General features: G+C 61.3%; 16 protein-coding genes. 15 read left to right on the forward strand and 1 reads right to left on the reverse strand.

Annotated elements, in window-relative coordinates:
- Positions 1-370: 370 nt before the first annotated feature.
- From bcsQ to LAB08_RS00690, 13 genes are all read left to right on the forward strand, one after another.
- Positions 371-1513, forward strand: coding sequence for a cellulose biosynthesis protein BcsQ (gene bcsQ, locus LAB08_RS00630; RefSeq protein WP_096514016.1), 1143 nt, complete (start codon positions 371-373; stop codon positions 1511-1513).
- Positions 1510-3732 (forward strand): UDP-forming cellulose synthase catalytic subunit, encoded by a 2223-nt coding sequence (gene bcsA / locus LAB08_RS00635; protein ID WP_436799341.1) that lies wholly within the window; start codon positions 1510-1512, stop codon positions 3730-3732. Before bcsQ ends, bcsA begins: the two co-directional genes overlap by 4 nt.
- Positions 3732-5996, forward strand: a complete 2265-nt coding sequence (gene bcsB / locus LAB08_RS00640; protein WP_096514014.1) for a cellulose biosynthesis cyclic di-GMP-binding regulatory protein BcsB — start codon at positions 3732-3734, stop codon at positions 5994-5996. Before bcsA ends, bcsB begins: the two co-directional genes overlap by 1 nt.
- A 7-nt stretch (positions 5997-6003) precedes the next feature.
- Positions 6004-7248 carry a cellulose synthase complex periplasmic endoglucanase BcsZ gene (gene bcsZ / locus LAB08_RS00645; protein WP_096514013.1) on the forward strand — a complete coding sequence of 415 codons (1245 nt, stop codon included), beginning with the start codon at positions 6004-6006 and terminating at the stop codon, positions 7246-7248.
- Positions 7224-11156: a cellulose biosynthesis protein BcsC gene (locus LAB08_RS00650; protein ID WP_096514012.1), complete on the forward strand. Its 3933-nt coding sequence runs from the start codon at positions 7224-7226 to the stop codon at positions 11154-11156. The genes bcsZ and LAB08_RS00650 overlap by 25 nt, the downstream gene beginning before the upstream one ends.
- A gap of 15 nt (positions 11157-11171) precedes the next feature.
- On the forward strand, positions 11172-11840 hold the full coding sequence (locus LAB08_RS00655; protein ID WP_096514011.1) for an SGNH/GDSL hydrolase family protein: 669 nt from the start codon (positions 11172-11174) through the stop codon (positions 11838-11840).
- The gene (locus LAB08_RS00660) at positions 11840-12508 is read left to right on the forward strand and encodes an alginate O-acetyltransferase AlgF (RefSeq protein WP_157755749.1); all 669 of its coding nucleotides are present in this window, start codon (positions 11840-11842) and stop codon (positions 12506-12508) included. The genes LAB08_RS00655 and LAB08_RS00660 overlap by 1 nt, the downstream gene beginning before the upstream one ends.
- A gap of 18 nt (positions 12509-12526) precedes the next feature.
- The gene (locus tag LAB08_RS00665) at positions 12527-13942 is read left to right on the forward strand and encodes an MBOAT family O-acyltransferase (RefSeq protein ID WP_096514009.1); all 1416 of its coding nucleotides are present in this window, start codon (positions 12527-12529) and stop codon (positions 13940-13942) included.
- An 11-nt stretch (positions 13943-13953) separates the two neighbouring features.
- A complete protein-coding gene (locus tag LAB08_RS00670) occupies positions 13954-15096 on the forward strand; it encodes an alginate O-acetyltransferase AlgX-related protein (RefSeq protein WP_096515606.1) in 1143 nt (380 codons plus the stop codon).
- Positions 15097-15422: 326 nt separating this feature from the next.
- The gene (locus LAB08_RS00675; RefSeq protein WP_096514008.1) at positions 15423-16310 is read left to right on the forward strand and encodes a TauD/TfdA dioxygenase family protein; all 888 of its coding nucleotides are present in this window, start codon (positions 15423-15425) and stop codon (positions 16308-16310) included.
- Positions 16311-16328: 18 nt separating this feature from the next.
- Entirely contained in the window at positions 16329-17354 is a 1026-nt protein-coding gene (locus LAB08_RS00680) for an ABC transporter substrate-binding protein (protein WP_096514007.1), read from the forward strand.
- 5 nt (positions 17355-17359) lie between these two features.
- Positions 17360-18220 carry an ABC transporter ATP-binding protein gene (locus LAB08_RS00685; RefSeq protein ID WP_096514006.1) on the forward strand — a complete coding sequence of 287 codons (861 nt, stop codon included), beginning with the start codon at positions 17360-17362 and terminating at the stop codon, positions 18218-18220.
- Positions 18221-18241: 21 nt separating this feature from the next.
- On the forward strand, positions 18242-19108 hold the full coding sequence (locus LAB08_RS00690; RefSeq protein WP_096514005.1) for an ABC transporter permease: 867 nt from the start codon (positions 18242-18244) through the stop codon (positions 19106-19108).
- 34 nt (positions 19109-19142) lie between these two features.
- Here the strand turns inward: LAB08_RS00690 and LAB08_RS00695 are convergent, their stop codons facing one another.
- Entirely contained in the window at positions 19143-19877 is a 735-nt protein-coding gene (locus LAB08_RS00695; RefSeq protein WP_096514004.1) for an RHS repeat-associated core domain-containing protein, read from the reverse strand.
- Positions 19878-20167: 290 nt separating this feature from the next.
- On the opposite strand from LAB08_RS00695, the gene LAB08_RS00700 reads away from it, so the two are divergent.
- Both LAB08_RS00700 and LAB08_RS00705 read left to right on the forward strand, forming a co-directional pair.
- A complete protein-coding gene (locus tag LAB08_RS00700) occupies positions 20168-21085 on the forward strand; it encodes a LysR family transcriptional regulator (protein WP_096514003.1) in 918 nt (305 codons plus the stop codon).
- Between the two features lie 298 nt (positions 21086-21383).
- Positions 21384-22916, forward strand: a complete 1533-nt coding sequence (locus tag LAB08_RS00705; protein ID WP_096514002.1) for an MFS transporter — start codon at positions 21384-21386, stop codon at positions 22914-22916.
- Positions 22917-22939: the final 23 nt, after the last annotated feature.

Raw genomic sequence — 22939 nt, forward strand, 5'->3', positions numbered from 1 at the left:
CGATAGTTCAAATGGTCCGCGAATTGCTTTGCAGGTTCACGTTATCTTCGGATTGCCGTCCATCCACCGGACTGCCATCTGGCGTAAATCATGTGCGCCGTTGTAAGCCTTGCCGGATAATCCCGCGCCGCCGCTCAGCCCCTGTATTCAGCAGCCTGTAGCGAATGCGGGGCCGCCGACTCCAGGCAGGATGCGCCAAATAAAAATAGGTGGGTTCGTCAATTTTATGGCGATAAAAAAGGTTTTTTTAATCGCAACCAACTATTACACTTGCAGCATTCAAAATATTGACGATATCATTTTGATGGCTTGCTTCGATGAACTTGAGCGACCTGCTCCCTAATATGCCAGCGCCTCGGATAGTCCTTTTATGAATCGTACAGACGATATATCGAATCTATTCAACAGGTTCGGAGCAAGTGCGGACAGTTATCTCGAGTTCGGCAGTCATTTCGAATACAAGGAAAAGCCGCTGGCGCTGGTCCCGACCGCGCCGGAACCTGCACCTGTCGTTGAAATCGATCAGCCGCTTGCTCAGCTCGACGATGCAGCGCCCGTGGTTTCGATCAAGGGTGCCGAGGCGCAGTTGTTGTCCGTTAAACCCCGGCAGGCCGGTGCGCCGCTTCGCCATTTGCTGGCCGAAGTAGCGCTGGCGCGTGAGGCTGAAGCGCAAGCACGCAATGAGGAGGCGCTGCGCCAGGCACTGCCACACGGTCGCCCAGCCAAGACCCGAGCCCACGTTATTGCGCTCGTATCGGCCAAGGGCGGCGTGGGTAAAAGCACGCTGGCCTCCGCGCTGACCACCTCATTACGGTTGGAAGGCGGCCAGACACTGGCCATCGATCTCGATCCGCAAAATGCCTTGCAACATCATCTGGGCGCCGAGCCGGATGTTTCAGGCATGGGCAATGCCAGCCTCAAGGGTGAAAACTGGAAGGCGCTGCTGCTGGCGGGACCTGCAGATTCGTTACTGCTGCCGTACGGTTCGGTGACCGAAGACGAGCGACGGACGCTGGAACGTTATATGGAACACGATCGTTACTGGCTGGCGCGCCAATTGGCGAGCATGGACCTGGGCGAAAACGATCTGGTGATTCTCGATACACCGCCAGGTCGCACCACTTACCTGGATCAGGCCTTGACGGTGGCGGACCAGGTGCTTGTCGTCGCGACTGCCGATGCGGCGTGCTTCGTTACGCTGGACCAGACGGAACGTTTACTGGGCGAGCGCGTGGCTCGCGACATGGCGCCACTGTGCAGCTACGTGATCAATCAGTTCGACAGCTCTCGCCAGTTTTGCCGGGATATGCACGAAGTGTTCAAGCGTCGCCTCGGTTCACAGCTGCTGGGCGTCGTGACACTCGACCACGCCATCGGCGAGGCATTGGCCTATGGCCAGAACCCGCTGCTGGAGGCCGAGTCGTCCCAGGCCTGCCAGGACATGCTGACGCTGGGTGACACACTCAAGGCGCAGTTGAAGTCGATGGACGTTGCAGAGTCGTTTGCCTCGTGATGAACACTTCAGTTCCGGATGCGGCCGTCCAGAGCCGCCCACAGCACTGGGCTCAAGCTGTCTCTGATCGGTTGAGCAGTCTGCCAACGATATGGCGTCGGGTGTTGATCGCAAGCATGACCGTGTTTTGCGGTCTGCTAGTGCTGTTCATCATCACGGTACCCTTCGAGCTGTATTCACAGTGCATTTTTGCCCTTGGCTGCTTTATCGCGGCCATGGTGTTGCGCAAGATTCCCGGACGCCTGACGGTGCTGATGCTCATCGGGCTGTCGCTGACGGCTTCCCTGCGCTACATGTACTGGCGACTCACCTCTACCCTTGGGTTCGAGGGCTGGGTCGACATGTTGTTCGGCTACGGCCTGGTCCTGGCCGAGTTGTACGCCTTGATCGTGCTGCTGTTCGGTTACCTGCAAACCGCGTGGCCGCTGCGCCGTAAACCGATCTTGATGAGCGGCCCTCCCAGTGAGTGGCCGACCGTCGATGTATTCATCCCGTCCTACAACGAAACCCTCGACATCGTGAAGGTCACGATCTTCGCTGCCCAGGCCATCGACTGGCCCCAGGACAAACTGCGCGTCCATGTGCTCGATGACGGTCGCCGCGAAGATTTTCGCGAGTTCTGCGAGCAAATTGGCGTGGGTTACATCGTTCGCGACAACAACCGCCATGCCAAGGCAGGCAACCTCAATGAAGCGCTGAAGGTCACCAGCGGCGAGTTCGTGACGATTTTCGACGCAGACCACGTGCCGACGCGCTCTTTCCTGCAGGTCTGTGTCGGCTGGTTCATCAAGGACCCGAAGCTGGCGATGCTGCAAACGCCGCACTTTTTCTTCTCGCCCGACCCGTTCGAGAAAAACCTCAACACCTTCCGTTCCGTGCCGAACGAGGGCGAGCTGTTCTATGGGCTGGTGCAGGATGGCAACGACCTGTGGAACGCGACGTTCTTCTGTGGATCCTGTGCGGTGATCCGTCGGGCGCCGTTGCTGGAAGTCGGTGGCGTGGCCGTCGAGACCGTGACCGAAGATGCCCACACCGCACTCAAACTGAACCGTGCCGGCTACAACACAGCTTATCTGGCCATTCCTCAAGCGGCTGGCCTGGCGACCGAAAGCCTGTCGCGGCACATCAGCCAGCGGATTCGCTGGGCACGGGGCATGGCGCAGATTTTCCGCACCGACAATCCGTTGTTCGGCAAAGGGCTGAGCCTGGGGCAGCGGGTGTGCTACGTGAACGCGATGCTGCACTTTTTCTACGGCCTTCCGCGCCTGGCGTTCCTTACAGCGCCCTTGGCCTTCCTGTTTTTCGATGCGCAGATTTTCCACGCCTCGGCCTTGATGATCACCGCCTATGTATTGCCGCACATTCTCCATGCCAGCCTGACCAACTCCAGCATTCAGGGGCGCTTTCGCCACTCGTTCTGGAACGAGGTCTACGAGACAGTACTGGCCTGGTACATCATGGGCCCGGTGCTGATGGCGCTGATCAATCCCAAATTCGGTGGTTTCAACGTGACCGACAAGGGCGGGGTGATCGACAAGAAGTATTTTGAATGGAAGTTGGCCCGACCCTACATCGTCCTGCTGCTCCTGAACTTCGGCGGCCTGATCTATGGCGGTATGCGCCTGATGGAGGGCGCCGAAGGCGCAACGACCACGATCCTGATCAACCTGGCGTGGACGGTCTACAACCTGATCATCACCAGCGCCTCGGTGGCGGTAGCCAGCGAAACCCGGCAGGTACGTTCCGAGCCTCGGGTGGCCGCTGTCTTGCCGATGCGCCTGACCCGTGCCGATGGCACTACGATCGAAGGCACGACCCAGGACTTCTCGCAAAAAGGACTGGGTTTCCGTTTGCCCGATGACCTCGACCTTCCCAAGGGTGAGCGCGTACAGATCTCGCTTTTCCGCAATCAACGACTCAGTGTGTTTCCCGCCGTGATCGTGTTCAGTCGCGAGGGGTTGTTGGGGGCGCAGTTCGATCAATTGTCCCTGCGTCAGCAAAGTGAGCTGGTACGCCTGACGTTCTCGCGAGCCGACACCTGGGCTGCGACCTGGGGCAGCGGTCAGGTCGATACGCCACTGGCCGCCTTGCGGGATGTCAGCAGCATTGGCCTGCGCGGTATCTACGAACTTTTCAAAGCAACGCTCATGGAAGTGCAGCACCTGTTCCGCAGTCGCCGAGCCTCCCCGCCCCCCCTGGAAAACGTTTTGGACAAGTGATGAATTCGAAGTCTTTCGCTTTCGGTATCCTGCGCGACCGCGCATTGACACGCCTGACGTGCGCCTTCTTGGCGTTGGGTGGGGCTGCTACGGCATTCGCCGAGACCGCGCCGGTGGGTGTTGCGCCGGGGGGCAATGGTTACAGCGTGAGCCTCAAGCAGTTGGGCCGCAACTATCCGATGAGCCTGCACGGCGTGGAGTCCACCGATAGTGTCAATTTCGATGTGCGTGCCGATTCGATCGTGACCGGCGCCAAATTGAAGTTGCAGTACACCTATTCGCCGGCGCTGCTGGCCGATCTGTCGCAGATCAACGTCATCGTCAACGATGAAGTGGCTGCAAGCCTGCCCCTGCCCAAGGAAAACGCCGGGCAACTGCAATCGCAGGTGGTCACTATTCCGGCGCACCTGATCACTGAATTCAATCGCTTGAGCCTGCAATTCGTCGGTCACTACACCATGGGGTGTGAAGACCCTCAGCATTCCAGCCTGTGGGCGAAGATCAGCAACGCGACGGAGCTGAGCATTGACGTGTCACCGCTGGCCTTGCCCAACGACCTGTCGATCATGCCGCTGCCGTTTTTCGATCGCCGCGATGCTCGTACCTTGAGCCTGCCATTCGTGTTCGCCGGTGCACCGGACAACACCGCCCTTGAAGCCGCTGGCGCACTGTCGTCGTGGTTCGGTGCCCAGGCCAGTTATCGCGGCGCGACGTTCTCGACGCGCTTCAACCAGATTCCGGTCAGCGGTAATGCCGTGGTCATGCTCAGCGGGCCGGACGCACTGCAGCTTGGCGCGCTGAACCTGCCTGCGGCCAAGGGCCCGACCCTGACGGTCATGACCAACCCCAATGACGCCAACGGCAAGTTGCTGGTGATCACCGGTCGCGATACCCGTGAGCTCAAGACCGCGGTCACGGCATTGGTCCTCGGCAGCCAGGCGCTGTCGGGCAGCAGCGTGGTGATCGATCGCCTCGATACGGTGCAACCGCGCAAGCCTTACGACGCCCCGAACTGGTTGCCGAGCGATCGCCCGGTCAAGCTCGGCGAGTTGCTGCCGGCCAAGCAATTCAACGTCTCCGGCTACAACCCGGGCGACATTACCGTGCCGCTGAATTTCCCGCCGGACCTGTTTACCTGGCGTGACGAAGGTGCGCCGCTGAACCTCAAATACCGTTACACGCCGCAGGAAAAATCGACCAATTCCTCGTTCATCGTCAGCTTCAACGATGGCTTGATTCAGTCGCAAAACCTGTTGTCCCAGGACAAGCTCGACAGCGGCGTACTCAGCGCCCTGAAAGGCAATGACACCCTGGGTCGCGAAACCCGCGTGCGCCTGCCATTGAACTCGGTGGCCCTGCAATCGCGCCTGCAACTGCGCTACATGTTCGATTACATCAAGCAAGGCGAGTGCGGCGACATCATCATCGACAACATGCGCGGCAGCGTCGATCCGGAATCGACCCTCGACTTGAGCGGCTACGACCACTTCATGGCGATGCCGAACCTGGGCGTGTTCAAGGATGCAGGTTTCCCATTCACCCGCCTGGCCGACCTGTCGCAAACGGCCGTGGTGCTGCCGGATAACGCCGGCGCGCCGGAGCTGGATGCTTACCTGACGGTGCTTGGCCGCTTTGGCCAATCCACGGGTTACCCGGCAACCGGCGTGTTGGTGACGCAGGCCGCGCAGCTCCAGGCAGCCGCCGACAAAGACCTGCTGGTGCTGGCTTCCGGCACAAACCAGCCGTTGCTGACACAGTGGGCTGATCACCTGCCGGCAACCGATGCCGGCGGCCAACAGAGCTTCCATCTGTCTGACCTGCCAATGCGCATACGTGACTGGATCAGCCCCGACCCGGACGCCAATCAGCGCAAGGCGCGTCTGGCCATGGCTTTCTCCGGGGGTGAGCGCAGCACTTATTTGACCGGTTTCGAATCGCCGCTCAAAAGCGGTCGCAGCGTCGTGGTGATCGCCAGCGGTCAGCCGGCAGGCCTGGCTGAAGCAACCAGCGCCCTGATCGGCGGTGAAGATTACGCCCAGTCGATCCAGGGCAGCCTGGTGGTGGTGCGTGGCAAAACCATCGAGCCACTGGTGGCGGAAGAGCAGTACTACGTTGGCAACCTGGGGCCGTTCAAGTCCGTGCAATGGCTGTTGTCGCGCCATGTGGTGTTGACGATGCTGCTGACCGGTCTCGGAGTGCTGTTGCTCAGTTGCCTGGCTTACCTGGCGTTGCGTTCCCGTGCCAAACAGCGGTTGGGTCACTGAAATCGCCATGACCACCCTCGTCACCCACCGTTGCAAACTGACATTCGTGCGCCGCTGGCGCCGGGCCGCGCTGTGGCTGGCGGGCGCGCTGGTGTCACTGAGCCTGACGCCGGCCATGGCGGCTGACGCGGCCGCGTGCACCAGCGGCGACTGGCCGCTATGGCAAACCTATGCCGCACGCTTCGTCCAGAACGACGGGCGCCTGCTGGAATCCAGCCTCGAACGCAATCACAGTACGTCCGAAGGCCAGTCCTACGGCATGTTGTTCGCCCTGATCGGCAATGACCGCGCGCGCTTCGATGCCTTGTGGAAATGGACCGCCGACAACATGGCCGGCTCTGACATCAACAGTCGTCTGCCAGGCTGGTTGTGGGGGCAGGGCAAGGACGGCGCCTGGCAATTGCAGGACGCCAATTCGGCATCGGATTCGGACTTGTGGATTGCCTACGCCCTGCTCGAAGCCGCGCGGTTGTGGCAGCGCCCGGACTATCGCGAAGACGCCTTGCACCTGCTCAAGAACATTGAAGGCCAACTGGTAGTGAACCTGCCGGGTCTGGGAAGAATGGTGCTGCCCGGACCGGAAGGTTTCGTACAGCCCGATCATCTATGGCGCCTGAATCCGAGCTATTTGCCGCTGCCGCTGCTGCGCCGACTGGCCAAGGAAGCGCCAACGGGGCCGTGGAAGGAAATCGCCGAAAACACCTTGAAGATGGTCAGCGCTTCGAGCCCCAAAGGCTATGTGGCGGACTGGATCGGTTACCGCGCGACCGCACCGAAAGCGGGGTTGTTCGTGGTCGATCCGGTCAAGGGCGAGTTGGGCAGCTATGACGCCATTCGTGTCTACCTGTGGGCCGGCATGACGCCCAAGTCCGATCCGTTGGCTGCCCCGCTGCTGGCGCGTCTGGAAGGCATGTCGAACAGCACGGCCTCCACCGGTGTACCGCCGGAAAAGGTTCACGTCATCAGCGGCGCGCTCGAAGGTCAGGGGCCGTTCGGGTACTCTGCGGCGCTGATTCCTTACTTCCAGGCCAAGGGCCAGCCGTGGTTGGCCGAGCAGCAGCAACGTCGCGTCGAAGAAGCTTTGAATGCGGCGCTGGCCAAGGCCGACGGCGAACGGGCCGAACCGCTCTACTACAACGCCATGCTCAGCCTGTTCGCACTGGGCTGGGCTGAAAAACGCTATCAGTTTCGTGATGACGGAACACTCAAATTGTCTTGGGAGACGTCATGCACCCGCGCCGTCACACGCTAGCCATCGGTATTCTCACCGCCCTTATCGGCACCGCTGCCCACGCAGAGACCAACGAGGTGCAGGCGCGGCTGATCGAGCAAGGCCAGTACTGGCAGACCCGCGATAACGCATCGCGTGCCGCCGAGGCCTGGGAAAAAGTCCTGCGCCTGGACCCCAACCAGGCTGACGCGCTTTACGGCATGGGCCTGATCGGCGTCAAACAGAACAAACCCGAGCAGGCTCGGCAGTACCTGGCACGCTTGCAGGCGTTGTCACCACGACCCTGGCTGGCGGCGCAGCTGGAACAGGACATTGCCCTGACCGATCCGCAGAACATGGCCCTGCTCAATGAAGCCCGGCGCCTGGCCGATGGCGACCAGCGTGACCAGGCCACCGTCGTGTTCCGCAAGCTGTTCGCCGACCGCATACCCGAAGGCAAGGTCGGCCGTGAGTTCTACACCAACCTGGCTTTCAACGACGCCAGTTGGCCCGAGGCGCGCGCGGGACTCGAACGGTTGCTGCGCGAAACGCCGAATGACTCGATCGTGGCGTTGTTCCTGGCCAAGCATCTGGTGCGCCACGAAGACAGCCGCCCGGAAGGCATTCGTGCCCTGGCCAGGCTGTCGACCCGCACGGACATTGCCGGTGACGCCGACGAGAGCTGGCGCCTGGCATTGGTCTGGACCGGGCCGCCGAACGCCGCGCAGGTGCCGTTGTTCGAAGAGTTCCTGAAGGCGCATCCGGACGACCAGGAAATCCGTGATTTGCTGAACAAAGGCAAATCGCAGTCGGCCACCGCCGGTGGTTCGGGGTGGCAGCAAGATCCACTGGTGGCGCGTGGGCTCCAGGCGCTGGAGAAGGGGGATCAGGCCGGAGCCGAGCAGGCGTTTGCCGCCCGCTTGAAAAACAAACCCGACGACGCCGATGCCCTCGGCGGCCTGGGCGTGGTGCGTCAGCAACAGAACCGTTTCGGTGAAGCCGAGCAGTTGCTCAACCGCGCCATCGCCAATGGCGGGACGCGCTGGAAGCCGGCCCTGAACAGCGTGCGCTATTGGGCATTGCTGCAACAGGCCCGCGACCAGGCCAGGACGCAACCGGCCAAGGCACAAGAGAGCATTGCCCAGGCCATGCGCCTGAACCCCAACGGTGTCGATGCACGCCTGACCCTCGCCGACATCCAGGCCCAGGCCGGGCAACTGGATGCCGCGCAGGCCAATTACCGCCAGGTGTTGAACGTGCAGCGCGGCAACCCTCAGGCCGTTCAGGGGCTGGTCAACGTGCTGGCGCAAACCGGTCAGGCGGATGAAGCCCTGCGCTTGCTCGACACCCTGACACCGGACCAGCAGGCCGAGATGGGCGGCAGCGCTCGTCTGCGCGCATTGCGCTCCACGCAAGCGGCCAAGCTCGCTGAACAACGCGGTGATACACGTGCTGTCCAGCAAGCCCTGGCGCAAGCGGTGCTGGACGACCCGGACAACGTCTGGACCCGTTTCGACCTCGCGCGTCTGTACCTCAAGGCCGGCGAATCGCAGAAAGCCCGCGACCTGATCGACAGCTATTTGAAGGCCCATCCGGGCGACATCGATGCGCTGTACACCAGCGCCTTGCTCTCGGTGGAAATGGAGCAGTGGAACGCTGCGCAAGCGAGCATCAGCCGTATTCCGGCCGAGCGCCGCACTGCGGACATGAATGCGCTGGCCGACCAGATCACCCTCACGGTGCAGATCAAGCTGGCGTCGAGCATCGCCAAGCGTGGACAGCGCCAGGAAGCCCTGGCCTTGCTCGATCGTTTGCAGCCCGTGGCCAGCCGCAGCCCCGATGGCATGGCGACCCTGGCATCGGCCTATGTCGATGCCGGCGATTCGGCACACGCACAATCGATGATGCGTGACGTGATTGCCCAGACGGCGACGCCGTCCGCGGACCTGATGCTGCAATACGCCAACCTGCTGCTCAAGACCGGCGACGATGCGCAGGTCAATTCGATCCTGCACGGTCTGCAAAACCAGCAGATGAGTGTGGCCACACGCAAGCGCTTCGATGACGTGCTGTATCAATACCGAATCCGCCAGGCCGATATCCTGCGCGAAAACGGTGACCTGGCGGGCGCCTATGACACCCTGGCGCCGGCGCTGGCCTCGCGCCCGGGGGACGTGGGTGCCGTTTCGGCGCTGGCGCGGATGTATGCCAGCAATGGCAACAATGCCAAGGCATTCGAGTTGTACAAACCGCTGTTGCAGCGTCAGCCCAACGACCCGCAAATTTTGCTGAATGCCGCCGATGCGGCGGTGCAGGCCCACGACATCGGCTATGCCGACCGTGCGCTGGAGCAATTCCTCAAGCTGGAAACCTACGATCCGCAATCGCTGACCGAAGCGGCACGGATTTACCGCAGCATGGGCAAGTCCAGCCAGGCGACCGAGTTGCTGCGCAAGGCCGTGGCCATCGAACAGAGCGAGCAGAAACGCAGCCTGACGGCCCAGGCCAGCAGCCTGAATGTCGCGCCGAACCCGTTCGTGGGCCAGCCGGGCCAGCGCAATCAGGTGAGTCGCGTGCCCGTGGATACCATTCCAGCCCCGGCGCAGGCGCAACTGGAAGGTGCGGCGCCGGTCCTGCTCGCCAGCAATGGCGCGGTACCCGCCGATGCCTATCCGGGGCAGGCGCAACCGCGTGTGGCGGCCACAGGTACCGGACGCCAGGCGTTGCCCGCCGGACGCTTCGCCGGTGCCACGGGTAACCCGTTCGCACCGCAGGGAACGGTCAACGTGGCCGTCGATCAAGTCAGTTCGGCCCAACGCGCCCTGGACAACATTCTTCAGGAGCGCAGCGGTTACGTGACTCAGGCCGTGACGATTCGCAGCAATGACAGCGAGTCGGGGCTGAGCAAGATGACTGACGTTGAAACGCCGCTGGAGATCAACCTGCCGTCCGGTGAAAACCGCTATGCCGTGCGTGTAACGCCGGTGTCACTGAATGCGGGCAGTGTCGGCAGCGATTCGGCCGCCCGATTCGGTGGCGGTGGCGCATCGCCCGACGGCACCGGTTCCCAGCGCGATAAAGGGGTCGGTCTGAGCGTGGCCTATGCCCGCCCGGATGAAGGTATCAAGGCCGATGTCGGCACCACGCCGATCGGCTTCAAGTACAGCACTGCGGCCGGCGGTGTGAGCGTCGATCGGCCATTCTCCGACAACGCCAACATGCGCTACGGCGTCAACGTCTCGCGGCGTCCGGTGATCGATAGCGTCACCTCATTCGCCGGCGCCACCGACAAACGCACCGACCAGTCGTGGGGCGGTGTGACGGCCAACGGCGCCCGCGCGCAGCTGAGCTATGACAACCAGGAAGTGGGTAGCTATGGCTACGGTTCGTGGCACAAATTGCTGGGTCACAACGTGGCGTCCAACAGCCGCACCGAACTGGGCGGGGGCGTGTACTGGTACTTGCGCAATGCCGAGGACAGCAAGCTGACCCTGGGCCTGAGCGCCACGGGCCTGAGTTTCGAAAACAACCAGGACTTCTTCACCTACGGCCATGGCGGTTACTTCAGCCCGCAAAGTTACTTTGCCCTGGGCGTGCCGGTCACTTGGGCGCAGCGCACGGAGCGGTTCTCCTACCAGGTCAAGGGCTCGGTGGGTGTGCAGTACTTCGAGCAGGACGCGGCGGATTACTTCCCCAACGACAAAGACCTGCAGGCGGCCAACAACCAGCGTTACAAAGGCCAGAACAAGACAGGCGTGGGTTACAGCCTGAGCGGTGCCGGCGAGTACAAATTCGGTTCGAGCTTTTTCCTCGGCGCCAATCTTGGCCTGGACAACGCTCAGGACTACAAGCAATTCACTGGGGGCATGTACCTGCGCTACATGTTCGAAGACATGAACGGCCCGATGGAATTGCCGGTCAGCCCCTACCGTTCCCCTTATTCCAACTGATTTCCGGAGACTTCAATGCCTTCTTCCGTTCTTGCCGGTATGACCCTTCTGGTTCTTGGCGAAAGCCACATGAGCCTGGCGGACCACTTGATGGAGCCGCTGCAAGCCAACCTGACCCAGCAAGGCGCGATCGTGCACTCGATCGGCGCGTGCGGCGCCAGTGCCGGCGACTGGCTGATCACCAAGAATGTCGATTGCGGCGCCGAGCAAAAAGGCAACGGCAAGATTGTCATCAAGGGGCGCGAAGCGACGACCACGCCGATCAAGGATCTGATTGCCGCCGACAAGCCGGACCTGGTGGTGCTGGTGATCGGCGACACCATGGCCTCCTATGACAAACCGGTGTTCCCGAAAGCCTGGGCCTGGCAGAACGTGACCGCTCTGGCCAAGGAAATCACCGCCAATGGCGCCAAATGCGCCTGGGTCGGTCCTGCCTGGGGCAAGGAAGGCGGCATGTACAAGAAGAACGACGCGCGTACCAAGTTGATGTCGGCGTTCCTGGCGAGCAACGTGGCGCCTTGCACCTACATCGATTCGTTGAGCTTCTCCAAACCGGGCGAGTGGGTCACGACTGACGGTCAGCATTTCACCGTGGCCGGTTATAAATCCTGGGCGACTGCCATCGGTGGCGCGCTGGCCAAACTGCCGGCCGACGCGGTCAGCAACAAGGGAGCCAAGCAGTGATGCGCGCACTCTCTGCTGTGTGTGCCGTGGCGGCGCTGTGCTCCAGCGCCAATGCCCTGGCTGCCGAATTTGCCTTGTACCCCACCGGCCCCAGCGAAGACGCAGCCTTCATCCGCTTCGTCAACGCGAGCACCGCGCCACTGGACGTCATCGCCCAGGCCGGGCAACCGCCGATGCGCCTGGAAGCGGCGCAACCGGTCTCGTTGTTCTTCCCGGTGCAGTCGAGCAGTGCGGTCAAGGGCACCCTGGTCAGTGGCGCACAAAAACTGGCCATGGACCTGAAAATCGAGCCCGGTGAATTCGCCACGGTGGTCGCGCTGCCCGACGGTGCGGGCATCAAGCAAGTCGCGGTGCGCGAGCAACCTGACGACTTCAATGGCCTGAAGGCGTCACTGGCGTTCTTCAACGTCGATGCCGGGTGTGCCGAGGCGAGCCTGCGCCCTGCAGGGCGAACCGCCGATCTGTTCAAGGCGGTGCCCGTCGATAGCTTGCAACGCCGGTCGATCAACCCGGTCACCCTGTCGGTGCAACTGGTGTGCGCGAACGCCAATGTCGGTGCCCCGCTGGACTTGGGCGAACTCAAGGCGGGCGAGCGTTACAGCGTGCTGCTGGTGCCTTCGGCCAGCGGCCCACGACTTCTGAACGCCACGGACACGCTGTCCCACTGATCGGATTCTGTCGCCGCCATGGTCTTCGCCTCACTTGAGTTCCTGACGCTTTTTCTGCCTGTGTTTTTACTGGCATATGCCCTGGGCAAGCCGGCCTGGCGCAACGTCATCCTGCTGATCGGCAGTTGGCTGTTCTACGGTTGGTTGAGCCCGCTGTTCCTGAGCCTGCACGTGGTGTTGACCATCGTTGCCTGGGTCGGCGGGCTGTTGGTGGACCGCGCCCGCGAGGGTTCGAAAGGGCGGGTGAGGTTGCTGATTGCATTGATCGTGTTCAACACGGCCGTGCTGTGCTGGTACAAGTACGCCAACATCCTGGCCGGCACCTGGAACGAGCTGATCACCTACTACGGCGCCATGCCGTTGGAGTGGCAACGGGTGGCGTTGCCGGCGGGGCTGTCGTTCATTGTCTTGCAGGCGATTTCCTATCTGGTGGACGTGCATCGTCATACGGTGCCGGTGGAACGCAGCTTCATCAATTACGCGACCTATATTTCGATGTTCGGTCACTCGATTGCAGGCCCCATCATTCGTTATGACTGGGTGCGTCGCGAGCTGACCCAGCGCTATTTCAGCTGGCAGAATTTCTCTCTGGGCGCGCGCCGTTTCATGATCGGCATGTGCATGAAGGTGCTGGTGGCGGACACGTTGTCGCCTTTGGTGGACGTCGCGTTCCATCTGGAAAACCCGTCCTTCGTCGATGCCTGGATCGGGTGCCTGGCCTACTCGCTGCAATTGTTTTTCGACTTCGCCGGTTACAGCGCCATGGCCATCGGCCTGGGCCTGATGCTGGGCTTCCACTTCCCGGAAAACTTCAACCGGCCGTATCTGGCCAGCAGCATCCAGGACTTCTGGCGACGCTGGCATTTGTCGCTGTCCAGCTGGCTGCGTGACTACCTGTACATCGCCCTCGGCGGCAACCGCAATGGCGCGTGGAAGACCTATCGCAACCTGTTCCTGACCATGGCCATCGCCGGTCTGTGGCATGGCGGTGACAGCTGGAACTACCTGTTGTGGGGCTCGGCACATGGCATTGCCTTGTGCATCGACCGGCTGTGGTCGCGCTCCAGCCTGCCAGATATCCCGCCATTGTTGTCGCATACCCTGACGCTGCTGTTCGTGTTCCTCGCCTGGACGCTGTTCCGTGCCCCGGACTTCCATACCGCGCTGACGATGTACGCCGGTCAGTTCGGCCTGCACGGTTTTGCCCTGGGTGATGCCTTGGCGGTGACCTTGCGCCCGGCCCATGGCCTTGCGGCTTTGCTCGGCGTGGTGTGCGTCGTCGCGCCGTTGTTGCACAACCGTTGTGAACAACGGTTTGGCGGCTATGGATTCTATGCACCGATGGCGGCCCTGTGGCCGGTGGCGGGTTTTCTGCTTTCGTTCGCGTTGATCGCGAGCCGTGAAGCGGTGCCTTTCCTGTACTTCCAGTTCTGATGGCCGCGCCCATGTCCTCTTCCTCTCACGTACCGGTCCCACCGAGTGAATTCAATGCCCGAATCAGCAAGGTGGCGGGTGTTGTGTTTGTCGCGTTCCTGGCGGTCGGCTTTGCGTCCTGCGCCTGGCTGTTGCTCAGCGGCAAGGTCGAGATGCTGCCGCCCAAGCTGAGCGTTGATGACGTGCTGCATGGCGAGGTGACCCACAAGATCGCCAAGCAATTGTCCAAGGGCGCGGTGCCCGAGCAGGCGGCGAACCTGGAGCGCGGCGGCAGTTGGCTGGCGCTGCACGATACCGGTCCACGGGTACGTTCCGGCTGCCCGGGCTGGCTGTTCCTGACCGACGAGATGCGCATCAACCGTCACGCCCAGGCCAATGCCGAAATCAAGGCGGGTGTGGTGCGCGACGTCCGCCAACGTCTGGCCAAACGCGGCATCACGCTGCTGGTGGCGGTGGTGCCGGACAAGAGTCGTATCGCCAGTTCGCAATTGTGCGACCTGCGTCGTCCGGTGCAGTTGCAGGCGCGTGCGGTGGCTTGGGTCGATGGTTTGAACAAGGCCGGTGTCGCGGCGATTGACCTGGCGCCGACCCTGCAACCCCTGGGCGCCGAGGCGTACCTGCGCACCGATACCCACTGGAGCGAAACCGGTTCTGCGGCGGCGGCCAAGGCGGTGGCCAGACAAGTGCAAGCCATGGGCATCAGCGCTACGCCGCACAAAGACTTCGAAATGAAGGTGCAAGACCCGGCACGCCGTCCTGGTGATCTGGTGCGCCTGGCTGGCCTTGAATGGCTGCCTGTGACCTGGCAACCGACGCCGGAAACCGTGGCCGCCACATTGATCAACGAGAAGGCCGCCGAGGCGCAAAGCGGCGGCGATAACCTCGACGATCTGTTCGGCGACGACAACCTGCCCAACGTGGCGTTGATCGGTACTTCGTTTTCGCGCAACTCCAACTTCGCCGGTTTCCTGCAACAGGCACTGGGTGCGCCGATCGGCAATTTCGCCAAGGACGGTGGCGAGTTCTCCGGTGGCGCCAATGGCTACTTCAACAATCCGGCGTTCAAGCAGACGCCGCCCAAGCTGATCATCTGGGAAATCCCCGAGCGGGATTTGCAGACCCCGTACGGCGAAGTGATTGAGTGGGCCAAGTAGGTTTCAGCGAATGCGTTGAGGCGGATGGCCCCATCGCTGGCAAGCCAGCTCCCACAGGGGGCTGTGTTGAGCACAATATTGGGGTCTGACATGGAATTCTGTGGGAGCTGGCTTGCCAGCGAAGGCGACCTCAAAATCACCTCATCTCAAATGCCATATGGTTATTCTCTAACGGTATTTAAATTACCGTTCTTATATCTATAAAGTCATATTTCTGCGTACCTGCCGACCAATCGGCGCGCCGCACGACACAAACCAACACGGGACCTCCGTGAGTTTTTGATCGACGCGCGCGCCCTTGAGCGTGCCGTGCGTGGGAGTGATTTATGTCAGCCGTTTCAGCATCGCCAGCCATCGCGCCACAATCCTTTGAAATCCGCCCGTTCAGCGGTGCGGTGGGCGCCGAAATCATCGGCCTCGATTTGTCCCGCCCCATCAATGATCAAGACTTCGCCCGCATTCACCGCGCGCACCTGGATCATCACGTGGTGGTGTTCCGCGACCAGCGCATTACCCCTGCGCAGCAAATCGATTTCAGCCGCCGTTTCGGCGTACTGCAGATCCACGTGCTCAAGCAATTCCTGCTGGCCGGGCATCCGGAAATCCTCATCGTTTCCAACATCGTCGAGAACGGCCAGAACATCGGCTTGGGCGATGCCGGCAAGTTCTGGCATTCCGATCTGTCCTACAAGGAACTGCCGAGCCTGGGCTCGATGCTGCATGCCCAGGAGCTGCCATCGGAGGGTGGCGACACCTTGTTCGCCGACATGCACAAGGCCTGGGACAGCCTGCCCGAGGCGCTGCGCAAAGCGGTTGAAGGCCGCTCGGCGGCGCACTCCTATACGGCGCGTTATAGCGAGACCAAATTCGAAGGCAACTGGCGTCCGACCCTGACCCCGGAGCAACTCGCCCAAGTGGCTGAAGTGGTGCATCCGGTGGTGCGGACTCACCCGGAAAACGGGCGCAAGGCCTTGTTCGTCAGCGAGGGTTTCACCACCCGCATCGTTGGCCTGCCGGAGGACGAGAGCCAGCAGTTGCTGGCCGAGCTCTACGCCCACAGCGTGTTGCCGCAAAACATCTACCGCCATCAGTGGCAGCCCCATGACCTGGTGTTCTGGGACAACCGTTCGCTGATTCATCTCGCCGCCGGTTGCCCCAGCCATCTGCGCCGCAAGCTGTATCGCACCACCATCCAGGGCGACGCGCCTTTCTGATTTGTCGGAGATTTGAACATGTCCAAACGTCTTCCCTTTGCACCACTGGCCGCCGCCATCGGCCTGGGTTTGAGCCTGATCGCCGGCAGCCTGGTGGCGCCGACCGTGGCCCACGCCGAAGGTGAAATCCGCATCGCCGAACAGTTCGGCATCGTTTATCTGCTGCTCAATGTGGTGCGCGATCAGAACCTGATCGAGAAGTACGGCAAGCAGGAAGGCATCGACATCAAGGTCGACTGGACCCAGCTCTCCGGCGGGGCGGCGGTCAATGATGCATTGCTCTCTGGCTCCATCGATATTGCTGGCGCCGGTGTCGGCCCGCTGCTGACCATCTGGGACCGCACTCACGGCAAGCAGAACGTCAAGGCCGTGGCATCCCTGGGTAACTTTCCGTACTACCTGGTGAGCAACAATCCCAAGGTCAAAACCATTGCCGATTTCACCGAGAAGGACCGCATCGCGGTGCCAGCGGTGGGCGTGTCGGTGCAGTCGCGCTTCCTGCAATACGCCGCCGCCAGGCAGTGGGGCGACAAGGAATTCAACCGTCTCGACAAGTACACCATCGCCGTTCCGCACCCCGATGCCACGGCGGCGCTGATTGCGGGCGGCACTGAGCTGACCGGTCATTTCTCCAACCCGCCGTTCCAGGATCAGGCACTGGAAAACAAGAACGTGCACGTGGTGCTGAACACCTATGACCTGCTCGGGCCGAACTCGCCGACCGTGTTGTTCGCCACCGAGAAATTCCGCGATGAGAACCCGAAAACCTACAAGGCTTTCATCGACGCCCTGACCGAAGCGGCGCAATTTGCGCAGAACGACAAAGGCGCGGCGGCGGACACGTACATCCGCGTGACCAAGGCAAAAATCGACCGCGCCGCGTTGCTGAAAATCATCGACAACCCGCAGTTCGAATTCAGCGTCACGCCTAAAAACACCTACCCGCTGGCCGAGTTCCTCTACCGCGTCGGCGCGATCAAAAACAAACCGGATTCGTGGAAGGATTACTTCTTCCAGGACGCCAAACCGCTGCAAGGGAGCTGATTTTTATGAACGCCCCTTTGCAAGGCCACACGGTCAGCAAATCGATCGCGGCAGCCCAAGCGCTGCTGTCGGTCGATAACGTCAGCCTGGAATACCGCACGCCGCAGCGGGTGGTGCGGGCGACCCATCAAGTCAGTTTCGAGATCGATCCGGCGGATCGCTTTGTCCTGCTCGGCCCATCCGGTTGCGGTAAATCCACCTTGCTCAAAGCCGCTGCCGGGTTCATCCAGCCGGTTGAGGGTGAGATCCGTTTGCAGGGCCAGCGCGTCGATGCGCCGGGGCCGGACCGGATCGTGGTGTTCCAGGAGTTCGATCAACTGCCGCCGTGGAAAACCGTGAAGCAGAACGTGATGTTTCCACTGTTGGCCTCCAGAACCCTGAAGAAAAAAGAAGCCGAAGAACGAGCCCTGCACTACCTGGAGAAGGTCGGTCTGGCTGCGTTTGCCGATGCCTATCCGCATACCTTGTCCGGTGGCATGAAGGCGCGGGTTGCCATCGCTCGCGCGCTGGCGATGCAGCCGAAAATCCTGCTCATGGATGAACCCTTCGCCGCCCTCGACGCACTGACCCGACGCAAGATGCAGGAGGAGTTGCTGCTGCTGTGGGAAGAAGTGCGTTTCACGCTGCTGTTCGTCACGCACTCCATCGAAGAGGCGCTGGTGGTGGGCAATCGCATCCTGTTGCTGTCGCCGCATCCGGGGCGGGTACGGGCAGAAGTCCACAGCCATCAATACGATTTGCACAGCCTCGGCGGCGTGGCGTTTCAGGAATCGGCGCGGCGTATTCACCGGTTGTTGTTTGATGAAGGCCAGTCGCCGGAAACCGAGCGCGTACTGGATTTCACCGACATCCGCATCGCTTATTGAGCCAGTTGAGAGGAGGGCCCGATGAGCCATCTATCATCCCCGCGTGAAGAATTCGAAACCGTACTGCAGCCACTGACCAGCGTGCCGCTGGAACGCGAACTGCCCCTCGGCCAGCGACTGTGGCAGCAAGGGTGGCTGCGCAAAAGCCTGATCCTGATTCTGCTCGCTGTGCTGTGGGAAGCCGTCGCCCGTTATCAGAACAACGACCTGTTGCTGCCGAGCTTCGTGCAAACCGCTCACGCGCTATACGACGGCCTGCTCAGCGGCGAACTGCTGGGTAAGGTATGGATTTCCCTGGTCGTATTGCTCAAGGGTTACCTGATCGGCATCGTCCTGGCATTCGGCCTGACCACCCTGGCGGTATCCACCCAGTTCGGTCGCGACCTGCTGAGTACCCTGACCTCGATGTTCAACCCGCTCCCGGCGATTGCCCTGCTGCCGCTGGCGTTGCTGTGGTTCGGCCTGGGTCAGAACAGCCTGATTTTCGTGCTGGTGCACTCGGTGCTCTGGGCGCTGGCGCTGAATACCTACGCCGGCTTCCTCGGCGTCTCCGAAACCCTGCGCATGGCCGGTCGCAACTACGGCCTCAAGGGCATGCGCTTCGTGCTGTTCATCCTGATCCCGGCTGCACTGCCCTCGATCCTCGCCGGGCTGAAAATCGGCTGGGCGTTTGCCTGGCGCACGTTGATTGCGGCTGAGTTGGTGTTTGGCGCGACAAGCGGCAAGGGTGGGTTGGGCTGGTACATCTTTCAGAATCGTAATGAGCTGTACACCGACAAGGTGTTTGCCGGGTTGGCGGTGGTGATCCTGATTGGGTTGTTGGTGGAGAATCTGGTGTTTGATTCGTTGGAGCGGGTGACGGTGAAGCGGTGGGGGATGCAGCGGTGAGGGTGGCCTCACCGCGCTATTTTTTGGACGGTGATTAACTTCCCTTTCGAAGGGCGGTGACACGCTTGGTTGGTCCCGTCGTGCCTGTAATCCGTAGACCATTTCCAGCTCCAGGAGCAAGCGGAGTCTGCTGAACTCTGACTGAATTAGGCCCTGTATATGGGTTTGGTTGGGTGACGATGTGATTCGATGGTGGTTGTTGTTTAAATTTTGGAGGCGGAGGGCCTAGTTTTTTTAGGGCTTTAGGATCAAACAAAAAATTGTCGGCAAAGGCTTTTTTTGCACTTTTTGCAGCACCTAAAACCTGCGAAACGCCACTATTGGCGAGGCTTGCGGTCTTTCTGAGCACAGGAGTAGCAACGGTTTGCACTGCGTCCGTCAATGCCTGCACGAAGCGTGAAAACGCCCATGGCAAATGCCCCGTCGGATCCGAATTCATCATCGGCTCCCCACCGCAATACGTATACGCATTCCTCCCGCCCCGACCAAACGGACTCAAACTGTCCGGGCTGTGAAAGCGCATCAAGCTCGGGTTGTATGCACGGTAGCCGTTGCCCAGCAAATACCATTCGGGATTCGCCTCGTTCAGTTCACCGTTGAAGCCTAACCGCGTCATGACTTCAACCTGCGACGATTGCTGGCCGTAGGGTGAATACGCAATGCGATTAGGATTACCCGCGTCGATTTCAGCGAGTATCGAGTTTTTGAGATCCGTTGCCAGCAGTACCGTGCGTTGCCGAGTCGGATTCTGTTGATTGGGTTGAGTCATACCGAATGCCTTTGCGAGAGGATAAAGGCGAGTGTCTGGTTTAGTTTTACGCGCGACGGACAAGGTTGAGAACTAGCAGAACTGATAGTGGCGGCGGTGACAGTGCGGACGCCTTCGCGAGCAGGCTCGCTCCTACAGGGGGAGGTGTTTTACACAAAATCTGCATCTACGGGAGATCCATTGTGGGAGCGAGCCTGCTCGCGAAGAGGCCGGAACTGCTAGCGCATCATTCGGCGGATGTTTGCTAGCATTGCGCCTGAATCAATCCTGATCGCTAACGAGTGCTCGCCATGCAACTCCCGGACATGAACCTGCTGATCGCCCTGGACGCACTGCTCGACGAAGGCAGCGTCGTGGGCGCCGCGCGGCGGATGAACCTCAGCCCGGCGGCCATGAGCCGTACCTTGACGCGCATCCGCGAAGCCATCGGCGATCCGATCCTGGTGCGTGCCGGCCGTGGTCTGGTGCCCACGCCCAAGGCGTTGGAGTTGCGCGAGCAGGTGCGGGATCTGGTGGAGCAAGCCGCGCAGCTGTTCCACTCGGCCCGTGTCGTAGACCTGGGCAGTTTGCGGCGGCGGTTCAGTATCCGGGCCAACGATTTCTTCATCGGCGTCTACGGCGGCAAGTTGTCCGACGCCATGGAGCGTCAGGCGCCGCATTGTGAATTGCGCTTCGTCCCGGAGGGCGATGGCGATGACGAGGCTTTGCGTGAAGGCCGCATCGATCTGAATGTCAGCAACACTCGCCCGCCGATGCCGGAAGTGAAAGTGCAGAACCTGTTTTCCACCCAGTTTGTCGGCCTGGTGCGTGAAGATCATCCGTTGCTCGATGAAGAAATCACCGCGGAACGCTTTGCCGGGTTCTCTCATATCAGCATGTCCCGCAGAGGGATCGCTCGTGGGCCGATCGATACAGCGCTCAACGCCCTGGGGCTGGAGCGGCGAGTGGCAGTGATTGCACCGAGTTTTCATGCGGCGATGTTCGCCTTGCCCGATTCCGATCTGATTCTGCCGGTGCCCAGGGAAACGCTGCTGAGCGTACGTCGCCTGGGGCTGAAGTTGCGCTCGTTCACTCTGCCGATCCCCTTGCCAACCATCGTGCTGAGTCAGGCCTGGCACCCGCGCTTTGACAATGACCCCGCCCACCGCTGGCTGCGCGAAACCGTGAAAAGCTGTTGCGACGAGACGTGGCTGGCGGCCCAATCCTGAGACCTGTAGGCGCCGACTTGCTGACGATGGCGGCCCATCAGTTGGCAAAAATGGCGCCTGACACACCGCTATCGCCAGCAAGCCGGGTCCTGCAGGTTCATACCTATGGATGGTGGTTCGCCTGATACGGCGGTGTTAGTTTTCCCCATCGTTTCTGCGCAAGACAGACCTCTGTTCTCGTCCGTTTTCATCGTTCGATTGCTGCGTCCGACGCACTTATAAATTGCCGATAAGTCAGTTTTCGTCAGTGATGCGCCTTCGTAGACTGCCACCTCAATTATTTCGGAGTTGTGAACCGATGACCTCCCTGACGGCCTCGGTGCCTCTGGCCGCGCCCGCGCCGGCCGCCGCGCCAATGGCTTTTGGTCCGCGGATCATCATTGGCCTGGTGGGTGTGCTGCTGGCGGTGCTGGTTTCGGGCCTGAACGAGACGGTGACCAAGGTTGCCCTGGCCGACATTCGCGGTGCTTTGGCCATTGGCTACGACGAAGGCACCTGGCTGGTCGCCAGCTACACCGCGACCTCGGTGGCCGCCATGGCCTTCGCGCCTTGGTGTGCGGTGACCTTCTCTTTGCGCCGCTTCACCCTGTGCGCCATCAGCGCGTTCACCCTGTTGGGGGTGTTGTGTCCGCTGGCGCCGAACTATGAAAGCCTACTGATCCTGCGTACGTTGCAAGGCCTGGCCGGCGGCGCACTGCCACCGATGCTGATGACCGTCGCCCTGCGTTTTCTGCCGGCCAATGTGAAGCTGTACGGCCTGGCCGGTTACACCCTGACCGCCACTTTCGGTCCGGAGCTGGGCACGCCGCTGGCGGGGTTGTGGACCGAGTACGTCGGCTGGCAATGGACGTTCTGGCAAGTCGTCGCGCCCTGCCTGATCGCCATGGTGGCGGTGGCTTATGGCATCCCCCAGGACCCGCTGCGGCTGGAGCGTTTCAAGCAGTTCAACTGGCGTGGCTTGCTGCTGGGGTTTCCCGCGATCTGCATGCTGGTGGTCGGCATCCTGCAGGGCAATCGGCTGGACTGGTTCGAGTCGAGCCTGATCAGCGGCTTGCTGGCGGGAGGCGCGTTGTTGCTGGTGCTGTTTCTAATCAACGAATGGTCGCAGCCAACCCCGTTTTTCAAGATGCAGATGCTCGGCATCCGCAACCTGTCGTTCGCATTGCTGACCCTGGCCGGGGTGCTGGTGGTGCTGTCGGCGGTGATCATCATTCCATCCGGTTACCTGGCGCAGATCCAGGGTTATCGCCCGGTGCAAACCGCGCCGATCACCTTGCTGTCGGCGCTGCCACAGTTGATCGCGCTGCCGTTGGTGGCGGCGTTGTGCAACCTGAGGTGGGTGGATTGCCGCTGGGTGCTGGGGATCGGCCTGAGCATGCTCGCCCTGTCCTGCCTCGCCGGATCGCAGCTGACCTCGGCGTGGATTCGCGATGATTTCTATGGGCTGCAACTGCTGCAGATTGTCGGCCAGCCCATGGCCGTACTGCCACTGTTGATGCTGGCGACCGGCAGCATCAACCCGATGGACGGGCCGTTCGCGTCGTCCTGGTTCAACACCGTGAAAGGCCTGGCTTCGGTGATTGCCACCGGCGTGCTGGAAACCTTGACCACCGCGCGGTTGCACTTTCACTCGACGATGTTGGTGGATCGCCTCGGCAACTCACCCCTGGTCGATGCAGGCAGCCCCGGCCTTGCCCATCGGCTGCACGAGCAGGCGGTGGTGCTGACCTCTGCCGATCTTTACCTGTGCATGGCCGGCATCGCTGTAGCGCTGATCCTGCTGATTTTCTGGCTGCCGACGCGGATCTTTCCGCCGCGCGCACCGACCTGAATGCTCCACTGAAACAGAAGGTT

Source organism: Pseudomonas izuensis (assembly GCF_002356535.2).
GTDB lineage: Bacteria > Pseudomonadota > Gammaproteobacteria > Pseudomonadales > Pseudomonadaceae > Aquipseudomonas > Aquipseudomonas izuensis.